The 25,711-nt window shown below is 41.0% G+C and carries 21 protein-coding genes and 1 riboswitch; of the genes, 3 read left to right on the forward strand and 18 right to left on the reverse strand.

What is annotated here, in order from left to right; all coding sequences use genetic code 11:
- The first annotated feature begins 82 nt into the window (after positions 1–82).
- Positions 83–850, forward strand: coding sequence for a putative porin (locus J536_RS07425; RefSeq protein ID WP_002121889.1), 768 nt, complete (start codon positions 83–85; stop codon positions 848–850).
- A gap of 46 nt (positions 851–896) precedes the next feature.
- On the opposite strand, the gene recJ is transcribed toward J536_RS07425, so the two are convergent.
- The 6 genes from recJ to J536_RS07455 all read right to left on the reverse strand — a co-directional run bounded on the left by recJ (position 897) and on the right by J536_RS07455 (position 7,607).
- Complete coding sequence (gene recJ / locus J536_RS07430) at positions 897–2,597, reverse strand: single-stranded-DNA-specific exonuclease RecJ (RefSeq protein WP_032062517.1); 1,701 nt, start codon at positions 2,595–2,597, stop codon at positions 897–899.
- The gene (gene pdxH / locus J536_RS07435; protein WP_002121930.1) at positions 2,598–3,254 is read right to left on the reverse strand and encodes a pyridoxamine 5'-phosphate oxidase; all 657 of its coding nucleotides are present in this window, start codon (positions 3,252–3,254) and stop codon (positions 2,598–2,600) included.
- A gap of 10 nt (positions 3,255–3,264) precedes the next feature.
- Positions 3,265–4,602 carry a phosphoglucosamine mutase gene (gene glmM / locus J536_RS07440; protein WP_002121981.1) on the reverse strand — a complete coding sequence of 446 codons (1,338 nt, stop codon included), beginning with the start codon at positions 4,600–4,602 and terminating at the stop codon, positions 3,265–3,267.
- 149 nt (positions 4,603–4,751) lie between these two features.
- A complete protein-coding gene (gene guaB, locus J536_RS07445; RefSeq protein WP_002121951.1) occupies positions 4,752–6,218 on the reverse strand; it encodes an IMP dehydrogenase in 1,467 nt (488 codons plus the stop codon).
- A gap of 135 nt (positions 6,219–6,353) precedes the next feature.
- Positions 6,354–6,719 carry a YkgJ family cysteine cluster protein gene (locus J536_RS07450; RefSeq protein ID WP_032057088.1) on the reverse strand — a complete coding sequence of 122 codons (366 nt, stop codon included), beginning with the start codon at positions 6,717–6,719 and terminating at the stop codon, positions 6,354–6,356.
- Positions 6,720–6,809: 90 nt separating this feature from the next.
- A complete protein-coding gene (locus J536_RS07455; protein ID WP_017387567.1) occupies positions 6,810–7,607 on the reverse strand; it encodes an MBL fold metallo-hydrolase in 798 nt (265 codons plus the stop codon).
- A 227-nt stretch (positions 7,608–7,834) separates the two neighbouring features.
- Between J536_RS07455 and J536_RS07460 the strand changes: the two genes are divergently transcribed.
- The gene (locus J536_RS07460) at positions 7,835–9,991 is read left to right on the forward strand and encodes a TonB-dependent siderophore receptor (RefSeq protein ID WP_032062519.1); all 2,157 of its coding nucleotides are present in this window, start codon (positions 7,835–7,837) and stop codon (positions 9,989–9,991) included.
- 59 nt (positions 9,992–10,050) lie between these two features.
- On the opposite strand, the gene J536_RS07465 is transcribed toward J536_RS07460, so the two are convergent.
- From J536_RS07465 to J536_RS07485, 5 genes are all read right to left on the reverse strand, one after another.
- Complete coding sequence (locus J536_RS07465; RefSeq protein WP_005804434.1) at positions 10,051–10,626, reverse strand: TMEM165/GDT1 family protein; 576 nt, start codon at positions 10,624–10,626, stop codon at positions 10,051–10,053.
- Positions 10,627–10,641: 15 nt separating this feature from the next.
- Positions 10,642–10,827: riboswitch (yybP-ykoY riboswitch) on the reverse strand.
- A gap of 36 nt (positions 10,828–10,863) precedes the next feature.
- Entirely contained in the window at positions 10,864–11,142 is a 279-nt protein-coding gene (locus J536_RS07470; RefSeq protein WP_032057090.1) for a hypothetical protein, read from the reverse strand.
- Between the two features lie 146 nt (positions 11,143–11,288).
- Positions 11,289–13,271, reverse strand: coding sequence for a 2-oxo acid dehydrogenase subunit E2 (locus J536_RS07475; protein ID WP_032057091.1), 1,983 nt, complete (start codon positions 13,269–13,271; stop codon positions 11,289–11,291).
- Positions 13,272–13,273: 2 nt separating this feature from the next.
- Positions 13,274–15,991 carry a pyruvate dehydrogenase (acetyl-transferring), homodimeric type gene (aceE, locus tag J536_RS07480; RefSeq protein WP_032057092.1) on the reverse strand — a complete coding sequence of 906 codons (2,718 nt, stop codon included), beginning with the start codon at positions 15,989–15,991 and terminating at the stop codon, positions 13,274–13,276.
- Positions 15,992–16,240: 249 nt separating this feature from the next.
- Positions 16,241–16,933 (reverse strand): M23 family metallopeptidase, encoded by a 693-nt coding sequence (locus J536_RS07485; protein ID WP_002121983.1) that lies wholly within the window; start codon positions 16,931–16,933, stop codon positions 16,241–16,243.
- 100 nt (positions 16,934–17,033) lie between these two features.
- Between J536_RS07485 and J536_RS07490 the strand changes: the two genes are divergently transcribed.
- Positions 17,034–17,480 carry a DciA family protein gene (locus tag J536_RS07490; RefSeq protein WP_005804431.1) on the forward strand — a complete coding sequence of 149 codons (447 nt, stop codon included), beginning with the start codon at positions 17,034–17,036 and terminating at the stop codon, positions 17,478–17,480.
- Positions 17,481–17,577: 97 nt separating this feature from the next.
- On the opposite strand, the gene lpxC is transcribed toward J536_RS07490, so the two are convergent.
- From lpxC to murG, 7 genes are all read right to left on the reverse strand, one after another.
- The gene (gene lpxC, locus J536_RS07495) at positions 17,578–18,480 is read right to left on the reverse strand and encodes a UDP-3-O-acyl-N-acetylglucosamine deacetylase (RefSeq protein WP_002121967.1); all 903 of its coding nucleotides are present in this window, start codon (positions 18,478–18,480) and stop codon (positions 17,578–17,580) included.
- 110 nt (positions 18,481–18,590) lie between these two features.
- Positions 18,591–19,766 (reverse strand): cell division protein FtsZ, encoded by a 1,176-nt coding sequence (gene ftsZ, locus J536_RS07500; protein WP_002121912.1) that lies wholly within the window; start codon positions 19,764–19,766, stop codon positions 18,591–18,593.
- A gap of 164 nt (positions 19,767–19,930) precedes the next feature.
- Positions 19,931–21,193: a cell division protein FtsA gene (gene ftsA / locus J536_RS07505; RefSeq protein WP_002122057.1), complete on the reverse strand. Its 1,263-nt coding sequence runs from the start codon at positions 21,191–21,193 to the stop codon at positions 19,931–19,933.
- A 60-nt stretch (positions 21,194–21,253) separates the two neighbouring features.
- Positions 21,254–22,108, reverse strand: a complete 855-nt coding sequence (locus J536_RS07510) for a cell division protein FtsQ/DivIB (protein WP_014207933.1) — start codon at positions 22,106–22,108, stop codon at positions 21,254–21,256.
- Positions 22,109–22,110: 2 nt separating this feature from the next.
- Complete coding sequence (locus J536_RS07515; RefSeq protein WP_005804424.1) at positions 22,111–23,037, reverse strand: D-alanine--D-alanine ligase; 927 nt, start codon at positions 23,035–23,037, stop codon at positions 22,111–22,113.
- Positions 23,038–23,074: 37 nt separating this feature from the next.
- Positions 23,075–24,523 (reverse strand): UDP-N-acetylmuramate--L-alanine ligase, encoded by a 1,449-nt coding sequence (gene murC, locus J536_RS07520; protein WP_002122011.1) that lies wholly within the window; start codon positions 24,521–24,523, stop codon positions 23,075–23,077.
- Between the two features lie 11 nt (positions 24,524–24,534).
- Entirely contained in the window at positions 24,535–25,632 is a 1,098-nt protein-coding gene (murG, locus tag J536_RS07525) for an undecaprenyldiphospho-muramoylpentapeptide beta-N-acetylglucosaminyltransferase (protein ID WP_005078668.1), read from the reverse strand.
- Positions 25,633–25,711: the final 79 nt, after the last annotated feature.

Below are 25,711 nucleotides of genomic sequence, written 5' to 3' on the forward strand. Positions count from 1 at the left end.
GATTGACGACAAAGCTTTTTCGTCTAGACTAAAAGTTGTAACAAAACATTTATAAAATCGCTTTTTAGAGGGGAGAGATTCCATGAAAAAACTAGCAATTGCATCAGCTCTTTTATCTGCACTCGCAGTGAGTGGCGCAGCAAACGCTTACCAAGCTGAAGTTGGTGGTTCTTACAATTATCTTGATCCAGACAACGGTAGCAGCGTAAGTAAATTCGGTGTTGACGGGACTTATTACTTTAATCCTGTTCAAACTCGTAACGCTCCACTTGCTGAAGCAGCTTTCTTAAGCCGTGCAAGTAACGTTAACGCCCTTATCAACTATGGCGATAACAGCGGTACAAAAGATACTCAATATGGCGTAGGTGTTGAATATTACGTTCCTAACTCAGATTTCTACCTTAGCGGTGATGTAGGTCGAAATGAGCGTGAAATTGATAACACTAATTACGACCAAAAAGTAACTACTTACGCAGCTGAAGTAGGTTATTTACCAGCTCCAGGTTTATTACTTGCTCTAGGTGTTAAAGGCTACGACGAAAAAGACGGCAAAGACGGCGCTGATCCAACAGTTCGTGCTAAATACGTAACTCAAGTAGGTCAACATGACGTAAACCTTGAAGCGTTCGGTGCGTTCGGTGACCTAGACGAATATAAAGTTCGTGGTGACTACTACATCGACAAAACTTTAAGTGTTGGTGCTGATTACTACAACAACGACTTAACTGACAAAGATGAATTTGGTATCAATGCTAAAAAATTCTTAAATCAGCAAGTAAGTGTTGAAGGCCGTGTTGGATTTGGTGATAACGACAACACTTATGGTGTTCGTGCAGCATACCGCTTCTAATCAAGCCTAAAGTCATAAAAAAATCCGCTCAATTGAGCGGATTTTTTTATTGGTTTAAATGTACGATGCGTAATTGTAAATTCACATTTCCATTAAATGCATTACGATCTATTTCATAGACCAAATGTACATAATCCCGCATTGGGTCAAATTCAAAACGGCCTGCTGCATTAAAAGCAATTGCATCAAAACTATATTGGCCGAGTGCTAATTTAAGCTTCAAATGCGTTTCTTTAAGCCAGCGATAATCAACAACTTTAAAATGCCCCTCAAACTGAGGAAAAGGGAATTTTTGTCCCCAAGGCCCCAACTGTTCTATCCAATCTAATGTATTTAGTTGCAAAGCCGAAGCAGGGAGTTCTCCATCCGTCCATAGCGTTGCTTGAAACAAAGACTCTTCCATTGCTGCAATACAATTGGTAAACGCTGTTTTAAAAGCTTCGAAGTTTTCTTTACGTATGGTTAAACCTGCTGCTGCTGCATGCCCACCAAAATGGCTCACCAATTCTGGATGTTGTTCAGCAACCTGTTCAATTGTATCTCGAATATGCACCCCATCAATTGAACGTGCAGACCCTTTTATATGAATACCATCTTCATCAGGTGCAAATACAATAGTGGGACGATGAAACTGCTCTTTTAAACGCCCCGCTACAATTCCAATCACACCTTGATGCCAGTTTTCTTCGAAGAGTATAAGAGCTGGAGGAACGTCTTCCTTTGAGAGCTGCAAGCTATCTAAAGCAGACAAGGCTTGTTGCTTCATCTCCCCTTCGATTTGACGGCGCTCTATATTTAATTGATTTAACTGTCTCGCGATTGGATAGGCAGATTCCATAGTGTCAGCTAATAAACATTCAATGCCTATACGCATGCTCTCCATGCGTCCAGCAGCGTTAATACGCGGACCTAAAACAAAACCTAAATCTTGTGCACGCAAAGATGAAGCCTCACGGCCAGCAATATCTAGCAACGCCAATATTCCGACTCGGCATTGATGTTGTTGAATACGTTTTACGCCTGCATCGACCAAAATACGATTGTTATAATCTAACACAGCAACATCCGCATACGTTCCCAAAGCAACCAAGTCTAGATATTGAGTGACTTTACTTGTACTTTTGTTTTGCTTGTTACGTAAACTTGCTAAATTGGCCAGTACATAAAATGCAACTCCAACACCTGCAAGCGCCTTACTTGGGAACTCACAACCTAACTGATTTGGATTTACAACTGCTTCTGCAAGCGGTGTTTCTTTAGTGGTTAAATGGTGATCTGTAATAACCACTTGCATGCCCAGTGCATGTGCCGCATCAACACCAGCATGGCTGGAAATCCCATTATCGACAGTAATTAATAAATCGGGTTGATAAGTTTGATGTGCAAGCTCTGCAATTGCGGGGGTAAGCCCATAACCGTATTTAAATCGGTCTGGAACCAAATAGTCGACTTGTGCCCCCATATCGCTAAGCACCAATACCATTAAAGCTGTACTGGTTGCACCATCGGCATCATAATCACCGACAATAACAATTTTTTTCTGCTCATCAATAGCTTGATCTATTAATGCCACAGCAGTTTCTAATCCCTTGAGCTGTGGAGCTAATAAATTCTTAAGCTTTAACTCTAATTCCTGTTCAGATTGTACCCCACGCCTTGCCAAAATTTCGGCAATAAACGGAGGCACGCCCCGAAACTGTTCAGGGCGTGTTAATAAAGGTCTTTGTTTGATTTGTATTTTTGTCATTTAAGGCATCAGTCGGTGCAGCGTCCATTGACCGTCGATTTTTTCATAACTCAAGCGGTCATGTAAACGATTTGGTCTTCCCTGCCAGAATTCATAATAATCTGGTTGCAGACGATAGCCTCCCCAGAACTCTGGCTTATCAAGTACTTCACGACTTGTAACTTGCTGTTGTAAGTCTTGAAAACGTTGCTGTAACAGCTCTCGGCTTTCAATCTTACCACTTTGCGGAGTACTGATATGCGCTGCAATCTGGCTATCACGTGGTCGTTTACGATAGTAATCTGTAGACTCTTGCTCAGCAATTTTGACTACACGACCACCAACTCGCACCTGACGCTCTAGACTTGGCCAGTAAAATAATAATTCGGCATATGGATTTTCTGCCAAATCGATACCTTTTTGACTGTCGTAATTAGTATAAAAATCATACCCAGCTTCTGTAGCCCCACGTAACAAAACTGTTCGAACATGAGGTCTGCCATTCGCGCTTGCTGTCGCTAATGACATTGCATAGGGTTCATGCAAATTGGCTGCTAGAGCATGGTTAAACCAACCAAGAAACTGCTGATGAGGATTAGATTCAACTTGCCCCTCATGCAATTCTCCTTGCTCGTAGCTTAAGCGTAATTCACTTAAATCTTTAATGACATCACTCATGTCATGCACCTTATGCGACTTGTGCTTGTGAACGAACTGAATCTGCTAAATGCTGAGCTAAAGCATTCACTTCTTGCTCATCATCACCTTCGACCATAACACGAATTACAGGCTCTGTTCCTGACTTACGAATTAAGATTCGTCCATGTCCTTTGAGCTGTGCTTCTGCTTTATCAAACTCGGCAACCAATGTAGGAATAGAATACGGATCAAGCATTTGTTCTAAACGTACATTCACAAGAATTTGCGGGAATAATTTAAAGTCTTGAACCAACTCATGAAGAGCTTTATTTTGCTCGACCATCACGGTTAAAACTTGAAGTGCTGCAATAATCGCATCACCTGTCGTACTCTTGTCTAAAGTTAGAATATGACCAGATGGTTCCCCACCAGTAACCCAACCATTTTCTTCTAAAGCTTGTAATACATATCGGTCGCCAACCTTAGCACGAACAAAACCAACATTCGCTTTTTCAAGTGCAATTTCGAGTGCCATGTTACTCATGACAGTACCAACAACGCCTGCTGGTTTTTTCTGAGCCTGAGTCGCCAAGATATATAAAATATGATCGCCATCAATCAAGTTACCAAACTTATCGACCATCACGACACGGTCAGCATCACCATCAAAGGCAATCCCTAAATCTGCTTCGTGCTCAACTACAGCTTTTTGTAGGTTCTCAGGATGTGTTGAACCACAACCTTCATTAATATTTAAACCATCCGGCTCATTATATAAAGCAACAACTTTTGCACCTAACTCACGGAAAACCGAAGGACCAACGCTATACGCTGCACCATGAGCACAATCCACCACAATTGTTAAATTACTTAAATCAAAATGGTAAGGAAAAGTAGATTTACAGAATTCAATGTAACGACCATTTGCATCTTTTACACGAACACTTTTACCTAAGTTTGCTGTGTCATCAATATATAAATCTTTTTCTAATTCGAGGTTAATTTCTTCTTGTAGCGCATCTGGTAGTTTTTTACCTTCGCTTGAGAAAAATTTAATACCATTATCAAAATATGGGTTATGTGATGCAGAAATCACGATACCTGCATGCGCATGTAAAGCACGAGTAAGGTGCGCAATTGCTGGGGTTGGTAATGGGCCAAGCAAATGAACATATACGCCAGCAGCGTTTAACCCCGCCTGCAAAGCAGACTCTAAAATATAACCAGATAAACGAGTGTCTTTTCCTAATACAACAAGTGGCTTATTTTTTGGACTCGTTCGTTTTAATACCTTCCCTGCAGCAAAACCGAGTTTTAAAGCAAACTCTGGAGTAATAGGCATTTGCCCAAATTTTCCACGAATACCATCCGTTCCAAAATAACTCATAGCTTATCTCATTTTTACGCCACTTCAGCCGTGGCTTACTGCATATATGGCAATTCCGCCATATCTCTTTTCGTCAGATTCACTTTACACCAAAAACAAAAAGCCGTCAGTGTAATGACGGCTTTCTTCATTGTTTTGGTTACGAAAATCTAACCAACACGATAGTTCGGAGCTTCTTTAGTAATCGTTACATCATGAACATGTGACTCAGACATGCCTGCTGAAGTAATTTTCACAAATTTCGCATTTTGGCGAAGATCTTCAATCACAGCTGAACCTGTATAACCCATCGAAGAACGTAAACCACCCATCATTTGATGAACGATGTTACCCATTGGGCCTTTATAAGGAACACGGCCTTCGATTCCTTCTGGTACTAACTTCTCAGCACCTGCTTTTGAATCTTGGAAATAACGGTCAGCAGAACCAGTTGCTCCCGCCATTGCACCTAATGAACCCATACCACGATATGCTTTGTAGTAACGACCTTGGAAAAACTCAACTTCGCCCGGCGCTTCTTCAGTACCTGCAAGTAATGAACCAACCATGATCGTACTTGCACCCGCACCGATCGCTTTTGCCATATCACCAGAGAAGCGGATACCACCATCTGCAATTAAAGGAATTTGATCTTTTAGTGCGCTAGCAACGCTGTCAATCGCAGAAATTTGTGGCATACCAATACCTGCCACAATACGTGTTGTACAGATAGAACCAGGGCCAATACCTACTTTTACAGCATCTGCACCTGCATCTAATAATGCTAATGCAGCATCACCAGTTGCAATGTTGCCACCAATCACTTGTACTTGAGGGAAGTTTTGTTTCACCCAACGTACACGTTCAATTACACCAGCAGAGTGACCATGTGCTGTATCAACAACAATTACGTCAACACCGGCTTCAACCAATGCTTCCACACGACTTGGTGTATCAGCACCTGTACCTACCGCAGCACCCACACGTAAACGACCAAGATCATCTTTACAACTGTTTGGATAGCTCTCAGCTTTGCGGAAGTCCGTTACTGTAATTAAGCCTTTAAGTTCGTTGCTCTCACCAACGACCAAGACTTTTTCAATACGGTGTTTTTGCAATAATGCTTGAATATTTTCTTTAGACTCGCCTTCACGTACAGTTACTAAACGATCTTGGCCTGTCATGATGTTGCTAACAGGTTGTTCTAAATTGGTTTCAAAACGCGTATCACGGCCTGTCACAATACCAACAACCTTGCCGTCTTTAACAACAGGTACACCACTAATGTTATTAGCGCTGGTGATTGCGATGAGTTCACGTACTGTAGTTTCAGGCGTTACAGTGATTGGATCTTTCACCATACCCGCTTCGAATTTTTTCACACGGCGTACTTCTGCAGCTTGAGCAGCAATATCCATGTTTTTGTGCAAAATCCCGATACCACCATTTTGTGACATAGCAATCGCCATACGTGACTCAGTCACTGTATCCATTGCAGCTGAAACTAATGGGATATTTAAATGAATGCCGCGAGTTAAACGTGTCTTTAAAGAGACATCTTTTGGGAGAACAGTAGAGTAGGCAGGAAGTAATAAGACATCATCGAAGGTTAGCGCTTCTTGAACGATGGTCAGCATAACAATCTCACTGGTAAATTCCGTGAGCTATTATAAACAAATTTCAATGCAATTTTCATATTATCTTTGCCTTTTTCAGCAATAGATATTCGCCTATTCTAAATATTTCTCACTTATTATTGTGTTAGCTCATATTTAACTCACCTGATCATAGTCATGATCATTTTCAGAATCGGCTGGGTTAACACGAATAAGAGGAATAAGCTGGTGCGCCAAACGAGCTTTACTACACTGCTCATCTCCCACCTGCACCTCTCTACAGGTAGAACTACGTACAGCATAAATAGAACACCCCACCTCTTTACCAATTTCACCCATCAAAGCCTGACACCGTGGCTGAGCCCGATTAGTTCCACGCATACAAGAATAAACAGGTGTTAAAGATTCAACTAGATGTTCATCCATTAACTCGGCTTCAGCCCAGTAAAATGAAACCCGAAAATGTGCACAACATGCCCCACAGCGTAGGCACTCATCTGGAGTCGCAACTTGAGATAACATTTTATTCAAATTCTCGTCATCAAAAATTTTTCTGCGACGGAAAATACTAAAAAAATTTCAAATTGGACTCAAGATAATGGATCTCATTTTTTAAGTAGGGCAGCTAAAAATTTGCTCAGTCATTAAATCTACGCCGCATGGCAAGGTCTCAATCCAGTCTAAAAACTGATTGACCATTTCTTTACCCATAAATGGACTACCGTGCTGAGGCACAATCATTTCAATATCCATTTGGCGCACCATATTGACCCACAAACGGATAACTTTATTGGAACACATATAGCGTTGGTGAAAAGCCTTCATTTTCATGACGTGCGTATCGAAATCTTTTAAAGGCTGATTAGCATCTTCAACAATCGAGGCACCCATATCGCCAGAAAACAGAATCTTAGCAACTGGATCATAAAACTGAAAATTACCCACCGAATGTAAGAAGTGAGCGGGAACTACCACAAGCTTGGATTCTCCTAGAGTAATCACTTGGCCGCGGTCAGGTAATTCAATAAGACGGTCTTCCCAATTCCCTTTCATACGCTCACTCATAAATGAGGAATTTAGGTGTGGTAAAAAACGTGCCCATAATTTTGATGCAACGACTTTAGCATCGGTATAAACCAGCCAGCGTGGCATTGAAGTAATAATGTCCGGATCTTGATGAGAGGCCATCACATAGTCCAGATTTTTCAAACGTGTATATTTATTTAATTCCATCGTTAATGGAACGTAGGTCAAATCGCCACCTGGGTCAATTACAGCAGCGCGTTCATGGTCAATAATTAAAAATTGATTGGCTTGGATGCCTTCCCCTTTAACCAAGCTGGTAAAACTAATACATTTATGTACGCCATTATCAAATAATATCTGCGATGTTGTTTTTTCAAACCCCATACAATTCCCCAAAAAAACTTTAAATATTAGATATTTTTATATCCATACTAAAATAAAGGGATTCAATAACTCTTGCAATAAACTACTTTATTTTTCTAATAATATTTTAAAATTGATTTTGCTTTTCTTATTTTATAAATGAATCATAATGTTATTTAAAATTAAACCACAATAAATTAAAATAATTCTCATTATCAAATTTATTTTTTGTGCTGCTTAGGCCTCCCATGAATCAACCCTTCCGTTTTTCAACATCAAAAACATTGTTAGCAGTTGCTATTTTTACTTCGATGACAGCAAGTCACGCTGAAGAAATAACAGAACAACAAAATTCGACCAGTGTTCTCCCCACGATTTCTGTTCAAGCGCAAAAAGAAAGCACTTCACCTTACGTCGCAACGAAAGCAAACTCTACCTTAAAATCAGACGCACCTTTATTTAAAACTGCTCAGTCGATTTCGGTGGTAACCCGCGAGCAACTTGACCAAAAACAAGCAAAGACACTTACAGATGCACTTGAAGGTGTTGCGGGTGTTGGAGCTGGGAAACTTGGTCGTCGTGGCTGGGATGATTTCATTATTCGAGGACAAACTTCTTCTGATTCAGTTTATGTAGATGGCTTAAGAGTAGGCCAAAATACGTATGTTGCTACTGAGTTATCAGGCATGGATCAGGTACAAGTTTTAAAAGGGCCTGCATCTATTAATTTTGGTTTGGTTGCTCCAGGAGGTATGGTCAACTTAGTGACTAAACGCCCTCAAGCTGAAAGCTTTGCTCGGGCCACTATGACTTATGGCAGCTACAACCTTAAAGAAGGAACGTTCGATTTAAACTATAGCCCTAATAATAGTGAAAAAGGTGCTTTCCGTTTAAATGGTCGTATCTCGGATCAAGATGACCCAACAGATTATGTATATTTTAAAAATTACTACATCTCTCCCTCTTATAACTTTGACTTAGGGGATAACACTGATCTATCTGTCATCGCAAGCTATCAGCATCGCGAATACATCCGTCAACAAGGGTTACCGGTCATTGGTACATTAAAAGATAACCCTAACGGCGCTATAGACCGAAGTTTATATATTGGCGATCCTAATTTTGGTAAATATGAAGCAGATGTTTACCGTACAGGTTATACCTTTAAACACGCTTTTGATAATGGTTGGAACTTTAATCAGAACTTTGCCGTACAAAAAACTGAAATGGATGGCACTGCTGTCTTTGCTCGCACAGGTAACAACTTTTGGGTAAAAAACAAACAAGGTGAAATCGACTACACAACCATTAGCCGTAAAAATAATAGCCGCCATCAAATTATTGATAATTTAAGCTTTGCCATTGATAACCGCCTAAATAAACAGTTTGATTTATATGGTATGCAACACGACCTTAATATTGGAGTAGATGCTTTTCAGGAAAAAAGTGATTACACCAATGATAAATACGACATTGGCGATTTAAATATCTATGACCCCGTTTACGGTCAAAATGTAAAATTGACTCAAAATGTTCGTGATATCAATCGTCTCAAATATTTAGGGCTTTATTTACGTGACCGCATTCAACTTAATGACCAATTACTTTTAAGCTTATCTGGTCGTCAAGACTGGGCTCAAACTCAAACCACAAGTTTGGTGACTGGCAGTACAAGTAAACAAACAGACAATGCATTTACAGGCAGCGCCTCTGTCATGTATACCCTTAATGATATTGTGGCTCCTTATGTCAGCTATGCCACTTCATTTACCCCAAATAGCGGTACTGATGTAAATAACAATCCATTCAAACCTGAAGAAGGGAAACAGGTTGAAGTCGGAATGAAATTACAAAGCCCAGATCAACGAGTTCAAGGTGCTATTGCTTGGTACGATTTAAAACGTCAAAATGTTTTAGTCACTGATACTGCGAATAGTGGCTATAAAGTACAACGTGGCGAACAGTTAACTCGCGGTATTGAAACTGAGCTAAGCGCAGAAATTTTAGAAGGTTTAAAATTAACAGCTGCCTATACCTACACAATTGATGCTGAAATTAGTAAAGATGCAAACGCGAGCAATGTAGGAAAAGCACTCGACAATATTCCTGAGCATGCTTACAGCCTGTCGGCTCGTTATAAATTTGACCCTGCCTCAAAACTTGGTTGGTATGTCGGCGGTGGATTCCGAGGTGAAACCTATAAAACTATGGATAAGTTAGATGTCCATATTCCAGGCTATACCGTATTTGATACAGAAGCTGGCTATGATGCAGGACATTGGGGTGCTCAACTTGCGATCCGTAATCTATTCGATAAAGATTACTATGCAGGTGCCTTAAATGAAAATTTGGTGACTTTAGGTAATCCACGTCAAATTAACTTTACTGTGAAATTTAACTATTAAAATTACCTATAAAAAAACGCACTCGATTCGAGTGCGTTTTTTTGGCAGCTTAAAATGTGTTAAAAGAAATAATGCTGTACTAGAGTAGAGATACCTACAATTAAGAAAATAGCAGCACCAATTTTATGAATGAGCGAGATAGATAAACGTTCAGCCAATTTATTACCAATAAATACAGCCGGTGCATTAGCAATCATCATTCCTAAGGTTGTACCTAACATCACCCAAAAGATGCTGTCGTAACGTGCAGCTAAAGCGACTGTTGCTATTTGGGTTTTGTCACCAATTTCTGCTAAGAAAAACAGGATAAAGGTTGCACCAAAAACACCAAATTTTTGCCATCTGTTAATACTATCCGTTTCATCATCGAGCTTATCTGGAATAAGCATCCAGAACGCCATACCAATGAAGCCAGCGGCAAGGACCCAGACTAAAATTTCGGGGCTCAGCACGGTTGTAATCCACTGTCCAAGTACAGCAGAAATACCATGATTAATTAGAGTAGCTAAAAGAATCGCAATAAGAATAGGGATTGGCTTACGGAAACGTGCAGACAGTAAAAGGGCCAATAATTGGGTTTTATCGCCCATTTCAGCGAGGGCAACAATTGAAGTAGAAATCAGAAATTCTTGCATGTCGTTTCTCTGGCTAGCATAAATGCCCATGACCTACCCCTCCTGCTAGCCAAATATCTGCAGAGTGGTAAATCAAAGGTCTTGCCAACTCGGAAACGATGAGACGTTTAAGCTATGATGACCATGTTCTGTTGAACAATTATGTTGATCATCACCTATTCATTTAGAAATGAATAGCGGCTACTCCCCAATGAAGTATGCGTTTATTATATTCGAGTAGTTCTATTTTTCAAACATTCAGGCGAAAAATTTTATCCACGCCCAAACTAACAATCGCCCTAGACCCAATAGTAAAGCTAAACAAATACTTAAGTTAATAAATCCAAAATTATTAATACCAGTTACGTGCTGAGACTGAAATTCAAATGGCAAAATAAGCATTGCTACAAATACTTCCAAGCCCATTGCAACGTAAGTCATCCATTCCCAAGGAAAGTGTAAAACACTCACCCACAACCCCATTAATAAAAATACAATTAATAGAATCGGCACCATGATTTTTAAAAATCCTACCATTTATTCTTTCTCCTTTACCGACTAACGAGAAATTTCTCCTCTCTCGACACTTCATTTTTCGTCTTTAGATTAACTTAAAACCAATTAAATTAAATATCAAAATAAAACCCCGCCGAAGCGAGGTTTTAATGATTCATTTAAAAATATTAGATTAATAAAGTACGAATATCTTTAAGAAGTTTCGTAAGTTTATTTGTAAAGCGAGCTGCATCTGCACCATTAATTACACGGTGGTCATAAGACAATGACAACGGCAACATTAAGCGCGGATCAAAGTCTTTACCATTCCATACTGGCTGCATTGTTGCAGGTGAAATACCTAAAATTGCAACTTGTGGCCAGTTCACAAGAGGTGTAAATGCGGTACCACCAATTGCGCCCAAACTTGAAATGGTGAAATTCGCACCTTGTAAGTCTTTTGGTGTTAATTTCTTATCACGTGCTTTTTGACCTAACACACCCAATTCAACTGCAATTTGCTTAATTGATTTTTGGTCTGGGTTACGAAGTACTGGCACAGTTAAACCATCAGGTGTTGCTACCGCAATTCCCATATGGATTTCATTGCGCAAGAGCACTGATTTACCGTCATCAGATAGATGACCTGCAAACTCACGCTCTTCTTTTAACAAGTACGCAACCGCTTTGATAATGAATGCCATAATCGTCAGGCTAATACCTTCTTTTTTGAAGTTGCCTTTTAACTCATTACGCCAATCTTCCAACTCAGTAATGTCTGCCAAATCAAACTGGGTGACTTGCGGAATAAAGTTGTTCAACGACAATTGCGGAATTGATACTTGCTGCAAACGTGTCAGTACTTTTTCTTCTACGCCACCAAACGCAGTGAAGTCAGGAAGCTTTGGCAAACCCGAAACCGCTGGTGCAGCCGAAGCAACTGGTGCCGCTTGCGGTGCAGTTAAACGAGTCTTCACATACGCAAAGATATCTTCTTTAACAACACGGCCATGTTCACCAGAAGTTTTAACTTGAGATAAAACTACACCAAGTTCACGAGCAAGCTTACGCACAGCTGGGCCTGCATAAACTTTAGCGTTTTCGGCTTCTTGTTCTTTGGTTAATTTATCATTACCAGAAGAAGCAGGGGCAGATACTGCTTGAGTCGGAGCAGGAGTTGCCGCTTTAGGTGCTGCTGCCTGTGGAGCTGATTCTGCTTTCGCCGCTGGTGCAGCAGCAGGTGCTTGGCCTTCAGCTTCAATTGTTGCCAGTAATACACCTTGTGAAACTTGTTGGCCTGCTTGCAAGTGAATTGCTTTCACAACACCAGCAACAGTACTTGGAACTTCCACAGTTGCTTTATCTGACTCAACAACAACAAGGCTTTGGTCTACATCAACTTTGTCACCAACCTGTACCAAAATTTCAGCAACAACTGCTTTATCTACACCCAAATCAGGAACGTTAATATCAACCAGTCCAGATTGAGTAGCAGTCGATGCTACAGTTTCTTGCTGAGCTGGTGCAGGTGCTGCCGCTGGAGCTGCTGTTGTAGAAGCAGGTGCCTCAGCTGGTGCACTAGATGCAGACGTTGTTTTTACTTGAATAAGAACAACACCTTCTTTAACTGTATCGCCTTCTTTAACTTGAATGCTTTCTACAGTACCTGCAACACTGCTTGGTACTTCTACAGTTGCTTTGTCAGACTCAACCACAACGATGCTTTGTTCAACATCGATCTGTTCGCCAACTTTTACTAAAATTTCACCAACTAGTGCTTTTTCAACACCAATATCGGGAACTTGAACTTCAACCACTTGGCTGGTTGTTGCCGTTGCTGATTGAGCAGCAGTTGAAGGCTGTTGAGCCGCTGCCGGTGCTGCTGTTTGTTCAGCTGCTGGTGCAGCTTTTGGAGCTTCTTCTGCTTGAGCTACTGGTGCAGCACCAGCAGCTTCAAGTTCAAGCAATACCGTACCTTCAGTTACGCTATCACCTTCTTTGATTAAGATGCTTTTTACCACACCTGCTGAAGTGCTAGGCACTTCAACAGAGGCTTTATCTGACTCAAGCAAAACAAGGCTGTCATTTTCTGCAATGCTGTCGCCAACTTTTACTAAAATTTCAGCAACAACTGCTTTATCTACACCAATATCAGGGGTCTTAATTTGCATGCTTAGTTCCCCTCACCTGTTTGCGTTTCATTATATTCAGCAACTGCCTGAACTTCTGGATGCGCTTGAGGAGCCCATGCCACTGGACGGTCAGTATCTAACTCAAAGTTAGAAATTGCGTCTTTAACTAAACGTGCATCCACTTCACCTTCGTCAGCTAATTTTTTCAAAGTAGCAACAACGATATGTGCAGCATCAACACCAAAGAAACTACGTAAGTTAGCACGTGTATCTGAACGACCGTATCCATCTGTACCTAATGCAACAAATGGGCGACCATCTGGAAGATAAGCACGGATTTGTTCGCTGTAAGCACGCATATGGTCTGTTGCTGAAACAACGATACCTTCTGTACCACGTAACTGTTTAGATACCCAAGATTCTTTCACTTCTTCAGAAAGTGGGTGTAAACGGTTGTATTCTTCACATGCCATACCATCACGTGACAACTCATTGAAGCTTGTTACACTCCAAACGTTTGAGTGGATTTGATATTCATCACGTAAGATTTTCGCAGCTTTGATTACTTCACGAAGAATTACACCTGAACCAAGTAATTGGACAGTTGCTTTTTCATCTTTTTCGAATAAGTACATACCACGTTTAATGCCTTCCTCAGCGCCTTCAGGCATTGCAGGATGCTCATAGTTTTCGTTCATTACAGTTAAGTAGTAGAACACACGCTCTTGGTTCACATACATACGTTGTAAACCGTCGTGTACGATTACAGCTAATTCATAACCAAAACATGGATCATAAGATACACAGTTTGGAATAGTGTTCGCCAAGATATGTGAATGACCATCTTGGTGCTGTAGACCTTCACCATTCAACGTTGTACGACCAGCTGTTGCACCTAACAAGAAACCTTGAGCTTGTGCATCGCCCGCAGCCCATGCAATGTCACCAATACGTTGGAAACCGAACATTGAGTAGTACATGTACATCGGAATCATTGGTAAGTTATTCGTTGAATAACTTGTTGCCAACGCAGCCCATGCACTCATTGCACCAGCTTCGTTAATCCCTTCTTGAAGCATGTGACCGTCACTTGCTTCACGGTAATGCATTAACTGTTCTTGGTCTTCTGGAGTATATTTTTGGCCGTGAGCAGCATAAATACCAAGCTGACGGAACATACCTTCCAGACCAAAAGTACGTGCTTCATCTGGAACAATTGGTACTACGCGGTCTTTAATCGCTTTTTCTTTGAGTAAAGAAGCAATTAAACGCACCATCACCATAGTGGTAGATTGTTCTTTACCACCTGAACCATTTAATACAGCATCAAATACAGATAATTCAGGAATCGCTAAAATTTCACTCTCTTTACGACGTGCAGGTAGGTAACCACCTAACGCTTCACGACGCGCCTTCATGTACTTCATTTCTGGAGAGTTTTCACTTGGGCGATAGAATGGAAGCTCTTCTAACTTATCGTCTGTAAATGGAAGATTGAAACGGTCACGTACATATTTCAAAGAGTCGATCTGCATTTTTTTGATTTGGTGAGTTTTGTTCACCGCTTCAATTTCTTCAGACAAACCGTAACCTTTAACAGTTTTCGCAAGAATAACTGTTGGTTGACCTTTAGCTTTCATTGCTTCTGCATAGGCAGCAAACACTTTGTAAGGGTCGTGACCACCACGGTTAAGATTATCGATATCTTCATCGCTTAAATCTTTTACAAGTTCCGCAGCTTCTGGGTACTTGCCAAAGAATTTCTCACGTGTGTATGCACCACCTTTCACTTGATAGCGTTGGTATTCACCATCAACTGTCTCTTCCATTACCGCTTTTAAAGCGCCTGTGCTGTCTTTTGCAAGTAGTGGGTCCCAATGACGGCCCCATACCACTTTAATTACGCGCCAGCCTGCACCACGGAATAAAGATTCTAACTCTTGAATGATTTTACCGTTACCACGTACAGGACCATCTAGACGCTGTAAGTTACAGTTAACAACCCAGATAAGGTTATCAAGCTTTTCACGACCAGCAAGTGAAATTGCACCAGTACTTTCTGGCTCATCCATCTCACCATCGCCAAGATAAGCCCAAACTTTACGATCTTCTTCTTTGATCAAGCCGCGGTTCATCAAATATTTTTGAATGTGCGCTTGATAAATTGACATGATTGGACCAAGACCCATTGATACGGTTGGGAATTGCCAATAGTCAGGCATTAAATATGGATGTGGATAGCTTGGTAAACCGTTACCGCCAACTTCACGACGGAAATTACTTAACTGCTCTTCAGTTAAACGTCCTTCAAGGAATGAACGTGCATAAATACCAGGAGCACAGTGCCCTTGGTAATAAATCATATCTCCGCCAAAGTTATTGCTGTTTGCGCGGAAGAAATGGTTAAAACCTACGTCATATAATGTTGCACTTGATGCGAAACTCGCCAAGTGTCCACCTAAATCATCACCTGTTTTATTCGCACGAAGTACCATTGCTAAGGCATTCCAACGAATCAATGCACGAATACGGCGTTCCATATCTTGGTCGCCTGGCATTGCAGGTTGTTCTTCAACAGAAATTGTATTTAAGTAAGGTGTATTGAGACGTTGAATTGGAACATGCTTAGCAATTGCTTGTTGGTAAAGTTTTTCCAACAAGAATGCCGCTCGTTCAGTTCCCATATGTTGTAAAACTGAATCGAATGCATCTTGCCATTCTTGGGTTTCTTGTGCGTCGGAGTCACCGTAAAACGCCATAATTCACCTGTTCCTTGTTCTCTAATCTACTTTGTATTTTTACCACGTTTTACCCCTTTCAAGTTATTGCCTCGGGTGAATGTGAGGGGGCCCTATTATTTTCTGAATGAATAGTCATTGACCGAGCAGTAAACAAAATAACAAAAAAACGCCAATAATGGCGTTTTTTTATACAATCTTTGCGTTAAAAAAGGTTTAGCTTAGTTTTAGATTCATAAATTTAATAACCTTACCTTTTTAACTATGCTTTTATGGAAGCATCGCCAAGTAAGTAGTTGGGTTCTTACGTTGACCATCTTTTACTACTTCATAGTGCAAATGTGGACCAGTACAGCGACCTGTACACCCTACATTAGCAATATGTTCACCTGCAGAGACTTGGTCGCCTACACGCACCATTAGACGTGAAGCATGAGCATAACGCGTTAAATAACCATTGCCGTGGTTAATTTCAACATATTGACCATAGCCAGTGCCCCAGCCAGATTTAGTTACAATACCTGGGCCTGTAGCATAGATTGGCGTACCACTCGGAGCAGCCATATCTAATCCGCCATGATGTTCTGCACGACCACCCATAGTGCGGCCACCAAAGTTTGAAGAAACTCGTACAGTATCAGGAAGAGGGTGAGAAACTAACCAAGAGTAAGAATTTGAAGAAGAGGCATTAAAAGAATTTTTTGCGGTTGTGTTACCGTACTTCTTTGCGAGCGACTCATTGTTGAGTTCAACTGTTTTTTGGCGTAAGGTCACTGAAACTTTCGCACTCGCCGGAAGATCTAAATCATCGGGATGAGTATATGAACCTTGAGATAATGTTTTTGATAGCTGTTCCAATCGATCTGAGTCAGTAGATTGGTTAATTGTTTGATAATCTGCAAAAGCAACTGATGCTGCCGAAGCGGCAAGTGAAAACGCTAATAAAATACGACGCGTGTGCATAAAAACCTCTTGAAACTGTTCTTACTCAAGTTCCTTATGATCTCTTCCTTGATATCGATTGAAATGAACGCTTAAGATTAAGACAAGAATCCATCCGAGAATGACCATGTCTAAACCCGATAACGTTTTTCAACAAACCGGAAAACACATAAAAACAGGAAACCTTACGTTTCTAACAACGCAAGTCGCGCAATGGCAAAGACTTACGAAAATTATCCAACCCTTATTGCCCCAACCGGAACAATGGCAGGTCGTGTGTTATCAAAATGGCTCTTTAATCATTACTGGTGAAAATCAAGCGATGATTAGTCAACTCAGCTATTTACAGAACCAATATGTATCTAAATTATCTCAGCTTGAAGGGTTAAAAGACTTACAACGAATTCAGGTCCGATTGAGAAATAAAAATATTCCAAATGCACCCTCATCTGAGCCATCTAAACCCATTCCCCCGGAAACACAAGAAATGTTACGTAGTGCAGCCGACTTCGTGAGCGACCCTAAGCTTAGCCAAGCTTTACTACGTTTGGCAAGCAATAAAAAATGACGAGCTTTCTATTTCTTAATTAGAATCATTATTATTATGTGATTATAATCACACTTTTTAATGTTACATTATAACGTAGCCAAGCAAAGACAAGGACTTATGTCACGCTCACATATGGAATTGGACATTGACTCTCGTCATCAAATGTTACAATTTCATAATTACTCGGATCACTTTGAACATTGCGTAACAACTGATTATTTAAAGCATGTCCTGATTTATAGCCATCAAACTTGGCAATAATTTGATGACCAAGCAAATACAAATCACCAACTGCATCTAAAATCTTATGTCTAACAAATTCATCGGCGAAACGTAAGCCTTCTTCGTTGACGACCCCTGTATCATCTACACCAATTGCATTATCTAAACTTGCACCTAGTGCTAAATTATTTGCCTTCAGGTAATCCAGATCTTTCATGAAACCAAAAGTACGTGCCTCACTGACTTCATAAACAAAAGTTTCGGTCGAAAAGTCGATCGTGGCAGATTGATATTCTTTAGCAAATGCCGGATGGTCAAAATCAATCGTGAAATTTAATTGAAAACCATTGTGAGGGCTAAAAATTGCTTTCTTATCATCGATGAGTGCTTCAACTGGTTTTAATATTCTTATGAATTTTTTTGGTGCATCCAGTTCTCGTAATCCACCTTGCATTAAAAGGTAAATAAATGGACCAGCACTACCATCCATAATTGGAACTTCAGAAGCAGATACCTCAACAATCAGGTTATCAATTCCTAAACCGGCAATCGCACTCATTACATGCTCAATTGTGCCTACTTTTATATCTCCGGTTACCAAGTTGGAGCACATAAAAGCTTCTTGGATGAGCAATGCATTAGCAGGGATATCGACTGGCGGATCCAAATCGATACGGCGAAATACAATACCTCCATCCACGGTATGTGGAATGAAATTGATCATCACTTTTTGACCGCTATGAAGACCTATTCCACTCGCTTTTACCACACGATTGAGAGTACGCTGTTTCACCATGCTTTGTAACTTCTTTTTTAAAACCGCTATACGTTAGCATATTTAGTCATTGATCAAAAATAAAAAAAGGCAGTGTTTAAACACTGCCCTTCATTAAATCTAATGATAATTTACTTACGTTGCTGATTTTTCAAGTAATCTTGAATACTCATTGGAGAAGAACGCGGAGTAGAACTTGCTGTGCTACTGACTTCATTATCGGCGTTTTGACGCTTATTAATTGCAGGAACGTCATCTTCATCAACAGATTGAGCTGATTGAGACGATGCATGACTTACCGTATTACGTTTTCTTGGTTCAGCGTCTGCTGCATTACGAGTTAAACCAGTTGCAATCACTGTTACACGTAATTCATCACGTGCATCTGGATCAAATACTGTCCCGTAGAAGATTTCACCTTCATCAAGGTCAACAATCTGGTTCACAACATCAGTAATGATTTCTGTTTCACGTAACGTAATATCATCACCACCCGTAATGTTAATTAACACGCCCTTGGCATTAATAATATTTACGTTATCAAGTAATGGACTACGGATCGCTTGTTCAGCAGCTTGACGCGCACGATCTTCACCACGACCTAAACCAGCACCCATCATTGCGTAACCGCGAGTACTCATTGCAGTTTTCAAATCGGCGAAGTCAAGGTTAATATGACCACGGTTAACAACCAAGTCAAAGATACTACGTACGGCATTTAACAATACATCATCAGCTTTTTTATAAGCATCTTTCATTGAAATATCGCCATATACGCTCAATAAGCGTTGGTTAGGGATAATAATCAATGAGTCAACATGTGCTTCAAGTGCTTCAATACCACGTTCAGCAGACTTTAAACGGCGGCGGCCTTCAAAGTTAAATGGCGTTGTAACTACACCAACAGTCAAAATGCCCATTTCTTTGGCAACTTCAGCCACAACAGGCGCTGCACCAGTACCCGTACCACCACCCATACCAGCGGTAACGAAAACCATATCCGTACCTTCAAGGTGGTGACGAATGATTTCACGGCTTTCTTCTGCTGCAACTTGCCCTACTTCAGGGTTAGCACCAGCACCTAGACCACGTGTACTTTGCTCGCCTAACTGAATTTTGAAAGGTGCATTCATACAGTCCAGTGCTTGTTTGTCTGTATTGGCACAAACGAATTTAACGCCTTGAATATCAGACTGCACCATATGTTGAACGGCATTACCGCCACCACCACCTACACCAAATACAGTGAAACGGGCTTGACCGTTGCCATCGTTTAGTTCATCTTCTATAAATTCAAATGAGGCCATGACCTTTAGGGTTCCTAATACATTATGGCAGTCACTTCAGCCCGTATACTGCCTTGATTTTCAAAAATAACTAATTTTAAGAATGCTGTGCAATACCAACCTTGTCAAGTACAGCGGTTTTCTCTTACAACTTCCTAACAATTCTACCAATAAATACATACATCCTAAAAAATGGCTTTTAACTTGCTATTAAACGCATTCCAGCCATTTACCATTCGTTCCCATACCGAACGGTCATTTGCCTCTTCAGGCTCTTCAACAGCATCTTGCAACTCACTTTGGCTAAACATGAGCAAACCAGCTGCTGTTGCATACATAGAACGACGTAAGGCTGCTTGATGTTGATCATCAGCATAAACCTGTAATGGCGGATTACCCAAATGTGCAGATACACCCAACATACGACGAGCTAAACTCACCATACCTTCTATTTGACAAGCATCCCCTGTCAATACTACCCCATGGTATAAACCATGAATTGCACCGCTTTGTTCGAGTTCATCGCGAATCTGGCTAAAGATCTCTTCATAACGGGCAATAATAATTTCTGACAACTCAATTCGGCTAATTGTTTGAGGGCCATCAATTCCTTCTACCTGAATCATGTGATCTGGCTTAACAGCACTTAAATCGACACAACCATGCAGAATTTTAATTCGTTCAGCTTCTTCTGTCGTGGTTTGCAATACAGCAGCAATATCACGTGTAACGTGCTCACCACCGCGTTGCAATGTACGTGCTAGAGCTAAACGACCATCTAGATAAACAGCAAGATTGGTAATGCCTGCGCCAATATCAACCAGACAAACACCATACTCTTTTTCATCTTTCAGCAAGCTTGCCTCAGCGGTTGCCAGACAAGACACCACCATTTTTTCAACCCCGATATTTGCACCTTTCATGGCACGATCAAGGTTTTGCATAGTCGCTATAGGCATCATCATTAACTGATAATGTCCAGTCATACTATGGGCAGTCATATTAATTGGATTCTGCACCCATTCAGCAGAATCACCTAATTCAAAGCCTAACGGCACTGCACTTGCTAAATAGTAATCAGAAGTCACATGACTTGCTTTTGCCAATTCTAACGCGCGCACGACTTCATTTGTTGTAATCACATGTGCTGGATTAGATACTGGTGTGCGACCAGAGGCATAAAAACTTTGCAACTCGGTACTCGGAATAGATACCCATGCGCTATGAATGCGACATTCGGCCATATTTTCCGCTTCAGCAACAGCATTTTTAATCGCAGCAATGACTTTATCGAGGCTTACAATTTTTCCTTTATTCATGCCTCGATTGCGAGCAGTTGCCATACCGATAACTTGAATGTTATCCGGCGCATGAATTTTTCCAATCAAAACTGAAACTTTATGCGTCCCAATGTCAATCGCAACAACTGAGGGAACAGCTTCACTCATCACTCATACCATTTCTTTGTTGTTTAATACCAGGCAAATTGCCTATTTTAAAGCCACGTATTATGGCTTTGCTTTTGTTCCACCTGCAATGCTTGTGTCATCACTCGTTACAACAAACTGACCATTCACAATTTTAGGTGGTGTTGCGTTCTTCCATTGAATAGATAATCCATTACGATATCGCAAATCAATGGCTGAGATTTTCGACCACACCGGTTTTAAGTCAGATTGTGCCAAATGACTTAAACGTTGCAACTTATTCATTGTTTGATCTTGGTCAACAATAATACGCAAACCAGAATCAAATTGCATAAACCAAGTCATTCGCTCAGTCAGATATAACTCTTTTAAGCGTAAATTAACAGGATGGAATAATTGATTAATTTCATTATAGCGTCGCATCATCATTTTTGACTGACTTACTGGCCCATGAAGCAACGGAAGTTCAGGATGAATTGTCGGCTCCGCCTCACTAAATACATCGCCTCCATCGCTTAACAAGCGACCTGTTCCCCAACGGGCGATAGCATGTCGAGGCATGACACGAACACGAATACCATTGGGCCAAGCACGAGATACAACAACTCGGTCTACCCATGAAATTTCTAATGTTTTGTCACGAATTTGTTCTAAATCAGATGTGAAATAATTCGCTTTTATAATTGGAGCAACATGTTGCATCACTTGTTGGGTTTCAACAGAAGATGCTGAACCTACAACTTCTAGTTTTGCAACTGTTGCATCTGTAATAACTTTATATAACCCATAAATTCCGACTGCCAGCACTACAAAAGCAATAACCAACAGCACCCATCCACCAGCATTCGCAAGCTTCTGCTTACGCGTAGGTGGTTTATCATGAATAGAGGTGATGGCCGCACGTTTACGGCGCATGGAAGCCGGAAGTTGTGCCATATTTAAGCCGTACCTTCCAATGTTTGCTCAAGAATCGCAACACACAATTCATCAAAGCTATAACCAACCGCTTTAGCAGCTTTTGGAACTAAAGAGTGACTGGTCATACCTGGAACAGTGTTTACTTCTAAAAGCCAGAAATTGCCTTGCTCATCCTGCATCGCATCAATACGACCCCAGCCTTCTGCACCCACTGCCTGAAAAGCACGTAAACACAATGCTTGTAGGTTTTTCTCTTCAGTCTCACTGAGACCACAAGGAATACCATACTCTACATCATTACGTTGATACTTCGCTTCATAGTCGTAGAAAGCAACATCTGCTGGTGGTTGCAAACGAATAACCGGCAAAGGCTGTCCATTTAAGAATGAAATTGTGAATTCACGACCAGTGATCCATTTTTCTGCCATCACCACAGCGTCGTGCTGAGTCGCCTTTTCAATTGCAGCAGCAAAGTCTTCTGCTTTCTCAACCTTACTCATGCCGACACTCGAGCCTTCATGTACAGGTTTGATAATGACAGGTAAGCCTAAATCAGCAATCACCGCATCTAAATCTGTTTCTTTAGTAATAATGCGATATGGCGCTGTAGGTAAATCGCTACCTTGCCAGATTTGCTTGGTTTTAACTTTATCCATGCCAATAGCAGAACCTTGCACGCCTGTTCCTGTATAAGGCAGATTTAACCATTCAAGCACACCTTGAATCTGGCCATCTTCACCGCCGCGACCATGCAATACAATAAATGCACGATCATAATTTACAAGTTCAGTCACACTGCGGTCTTGTGGATCAAATGCTTCAGCCTGAACACCTGAACGTAACAAAGCGTCCAAAACTGCCTGACCACTATCCAAAGACACAGCACGCTCAGCCGATTTCCCACCAAACAACACGGCAACTTTGCCGAATTTTGTAGCATTTGACACGTTTAAATCCTTAACCCGATTATTCAATACTTTTTGTTTATTTCACATACAAATGGTGTTGTGCAAGTTCTACTGAAATTGCTCCCACGTTACCCGCACCTTGTGTTAATAACAAGTCATTTGGTTGTAACACATTTTGCATGATGTTTTGCAAATTACCTTCAACCGGATCGACCAAAATTGGTTCTACTTGTCCGCGTAAACGAATACTACGCGCTAAAGTACGGCTGTCTGCACCCACAATAGGCTTTTCACCAGCAGGGTAAACTTCCAACAATAATAATTGATCAACTTGAGAGAGCACTTCAATGAAGTCATCAAAACAATCGCGGGTACGAGAGTAACGGTGTGGCTGGAACAACATAACCAAACGACGGTCCGGATGGCTTTGGCGAGCAGCTTTAATAGTTGCTTCTACTTCTTTCGGATGGTGTCCATAGTCATCAACTAACTTAACATTGCCATCAGCAAGTTCAAATTCACCTTGCACTTGGAAGCGGCGACCTACACCACTAAATCCTTCTAATGCACGACTAATTGCATCATCAGAAACACCTTCATCTGTTGCAACACCAATCGCTGCCAAGGCATTTAAAACATTATGTAAGCCTGGTTGATTAATTGTTAAACGCAATGGTTCACGGCCTTTACGCAACACAGTGAAGTGCGATTGCATACCATCTTGTTCAATATCAACTGCACGAATGTCATTATCTTCATTAAAACCATAAGTAATAACCGGACGGCCTACACGCGGCAGAATTTCACGAATGTTCGCATCATCACCACACACTACAGCCAAACCATAAAATGGTAGGTTATGAAGGAACTGTACAAACGTATCTTTTAATTTATCAAAGCTACCTTCATAGGTATCCATATGGTCAGCATCGATATTGGTAACAATCGCTGCCATTGGTTGCAAATAAAGGAAAGATGCATCTGATTCATCAGCTTCAGCTACGATAAACCGGCTTTCACCTAACGCTGCATTTACACCTGTACTGTTAAGTAAGCCGCCAATAACATAAGTTGGATCAAGGTTTTCTTCAGCCAACATTGTCGTCAAAAGACTTGTGGTTGTGGTTTTACCATGTGTACCAGCCACAGCAATACCGTGACGGTAACGCATCAGCTCGCCTAGCATCTCTGCACGACGTACAATTGGAACACGCTGTTCAATTGCAGCTTTAATTTCCGGATTTTCCGGATCAATTGCTGTAGAAACTACAAGCACATTGGCATTTTTAATATTTTCCGGTTGATGGCCAATATAAACTTTGATGCCATTTTTCTCTAATTGTTCTGTAGTTTTAGACGCTTTAATGTCTGAACCGGAAATTTTATAGCCTTGGTTACCCAAAACCTCTGCAATGCCACACATCCCAGCGCCACCGATCCCCACAAAATGAATGTGTTTGATACGGCGCATTTCAGGCACTTTAATCAGTTTTTTTGCTTGGTTCGCAGCTGTTGATGGAGACATAGTAAATCCGATTACATTTTTTGGATAAGATCAACCACATGCTGAGTCGCATTTGGTTGGGCATGTTGACGCGCTTTCACTGCCATTTCAGTAAGTAATTGGCGGTTCATCAGCGAAGTGAACAATTCATTTAAAACATCTGGTGTCATGGTCGATTGCTGGCAAATTTTCGCAGCACCGACATCCGCCAGAAATTTGGCATTTGCAGTTTGATGGTCATCAACTGCTATAGGGAGTGGTACAAAAACTGCGGCCACACCAGCTGTTGCAACTTCTGTTACCGTGAGTGCTCCAGCTCGGCAAATAATTAAATCTGCCTCACTATAAGCTTTTGCCATATCTTCAATAAACGGCAAAACATGTACAGTTAAATTAGCTGGTGCATCTGCATAAAGTGCTTGAGTTGCCTCAACTTGTTGCTGACCACACTGGTGAAAAATATTGAGTGGAACTTGTAATTGTTTTAATGCTGGAGGTAAGCGTTCATTGAGTGCTTTGGCACCTAAAGACCCGCCCACAATTAAAATGTTTAAAGGCTTGCCCGCTTGCTCACGCTCATCATAGCGCCACTTTGGGCTTAAAATATCCGTGATTTCACGACGCACAGGGTTTCCTGTGGTTACAACTTTACCACCAGCAGGAAAGGTATTTGGAAATGCTTCACACACCACTTTAGCAACACGAGATAACTGTGCATTGGTAAAACCTGCAACTGCATTTTGCTCGTGAATCAGTACAGGAATGCCTAACAAACGTGCGGCTAAACCACCTGGACCAGCTACATAACCACCAAAGCCTGCAACCGCATCAACTTTAAGTTGTTTCATATAGCGCATTGCACTAAAAGTGGCTTTTAAAATTTTAAAAGGTGCAGCAACTTTACGGACTAATCCATTGCCACGAACACCTTGGATATCAATTTGATATATTGGAATATTTTGATCTTTTAATAACCGATTTTCCATACCTGTTGGCGTGGCTAACCATGAAACCTGACAACCTTGTTGTTGAAGTTGTTTGGCTACGGCGAGGGCTGGAAAAACATGTCCACCTGTACCGGCAGCCATCATCATGACATGTTTGGGTTTGCTTTGCTGTGAATCGGTCACGGTCTAATTCTTCAACTCAAAAAACAATGGAAATTGTCATCTATTTTTGTAGCCGTTTATTTTAATCCTAAAGCTTCAT

This window comes from Acinetobacter sp. 809848, from assembly GCF_000581275.1.
Taxonomy (GTDB): Bacteria; Pseudomonadota; Gammaproteobacteria; order Pseudomonadales; family Moraxellaceae; genus Acinetobacter; species Acinetobacter pittii.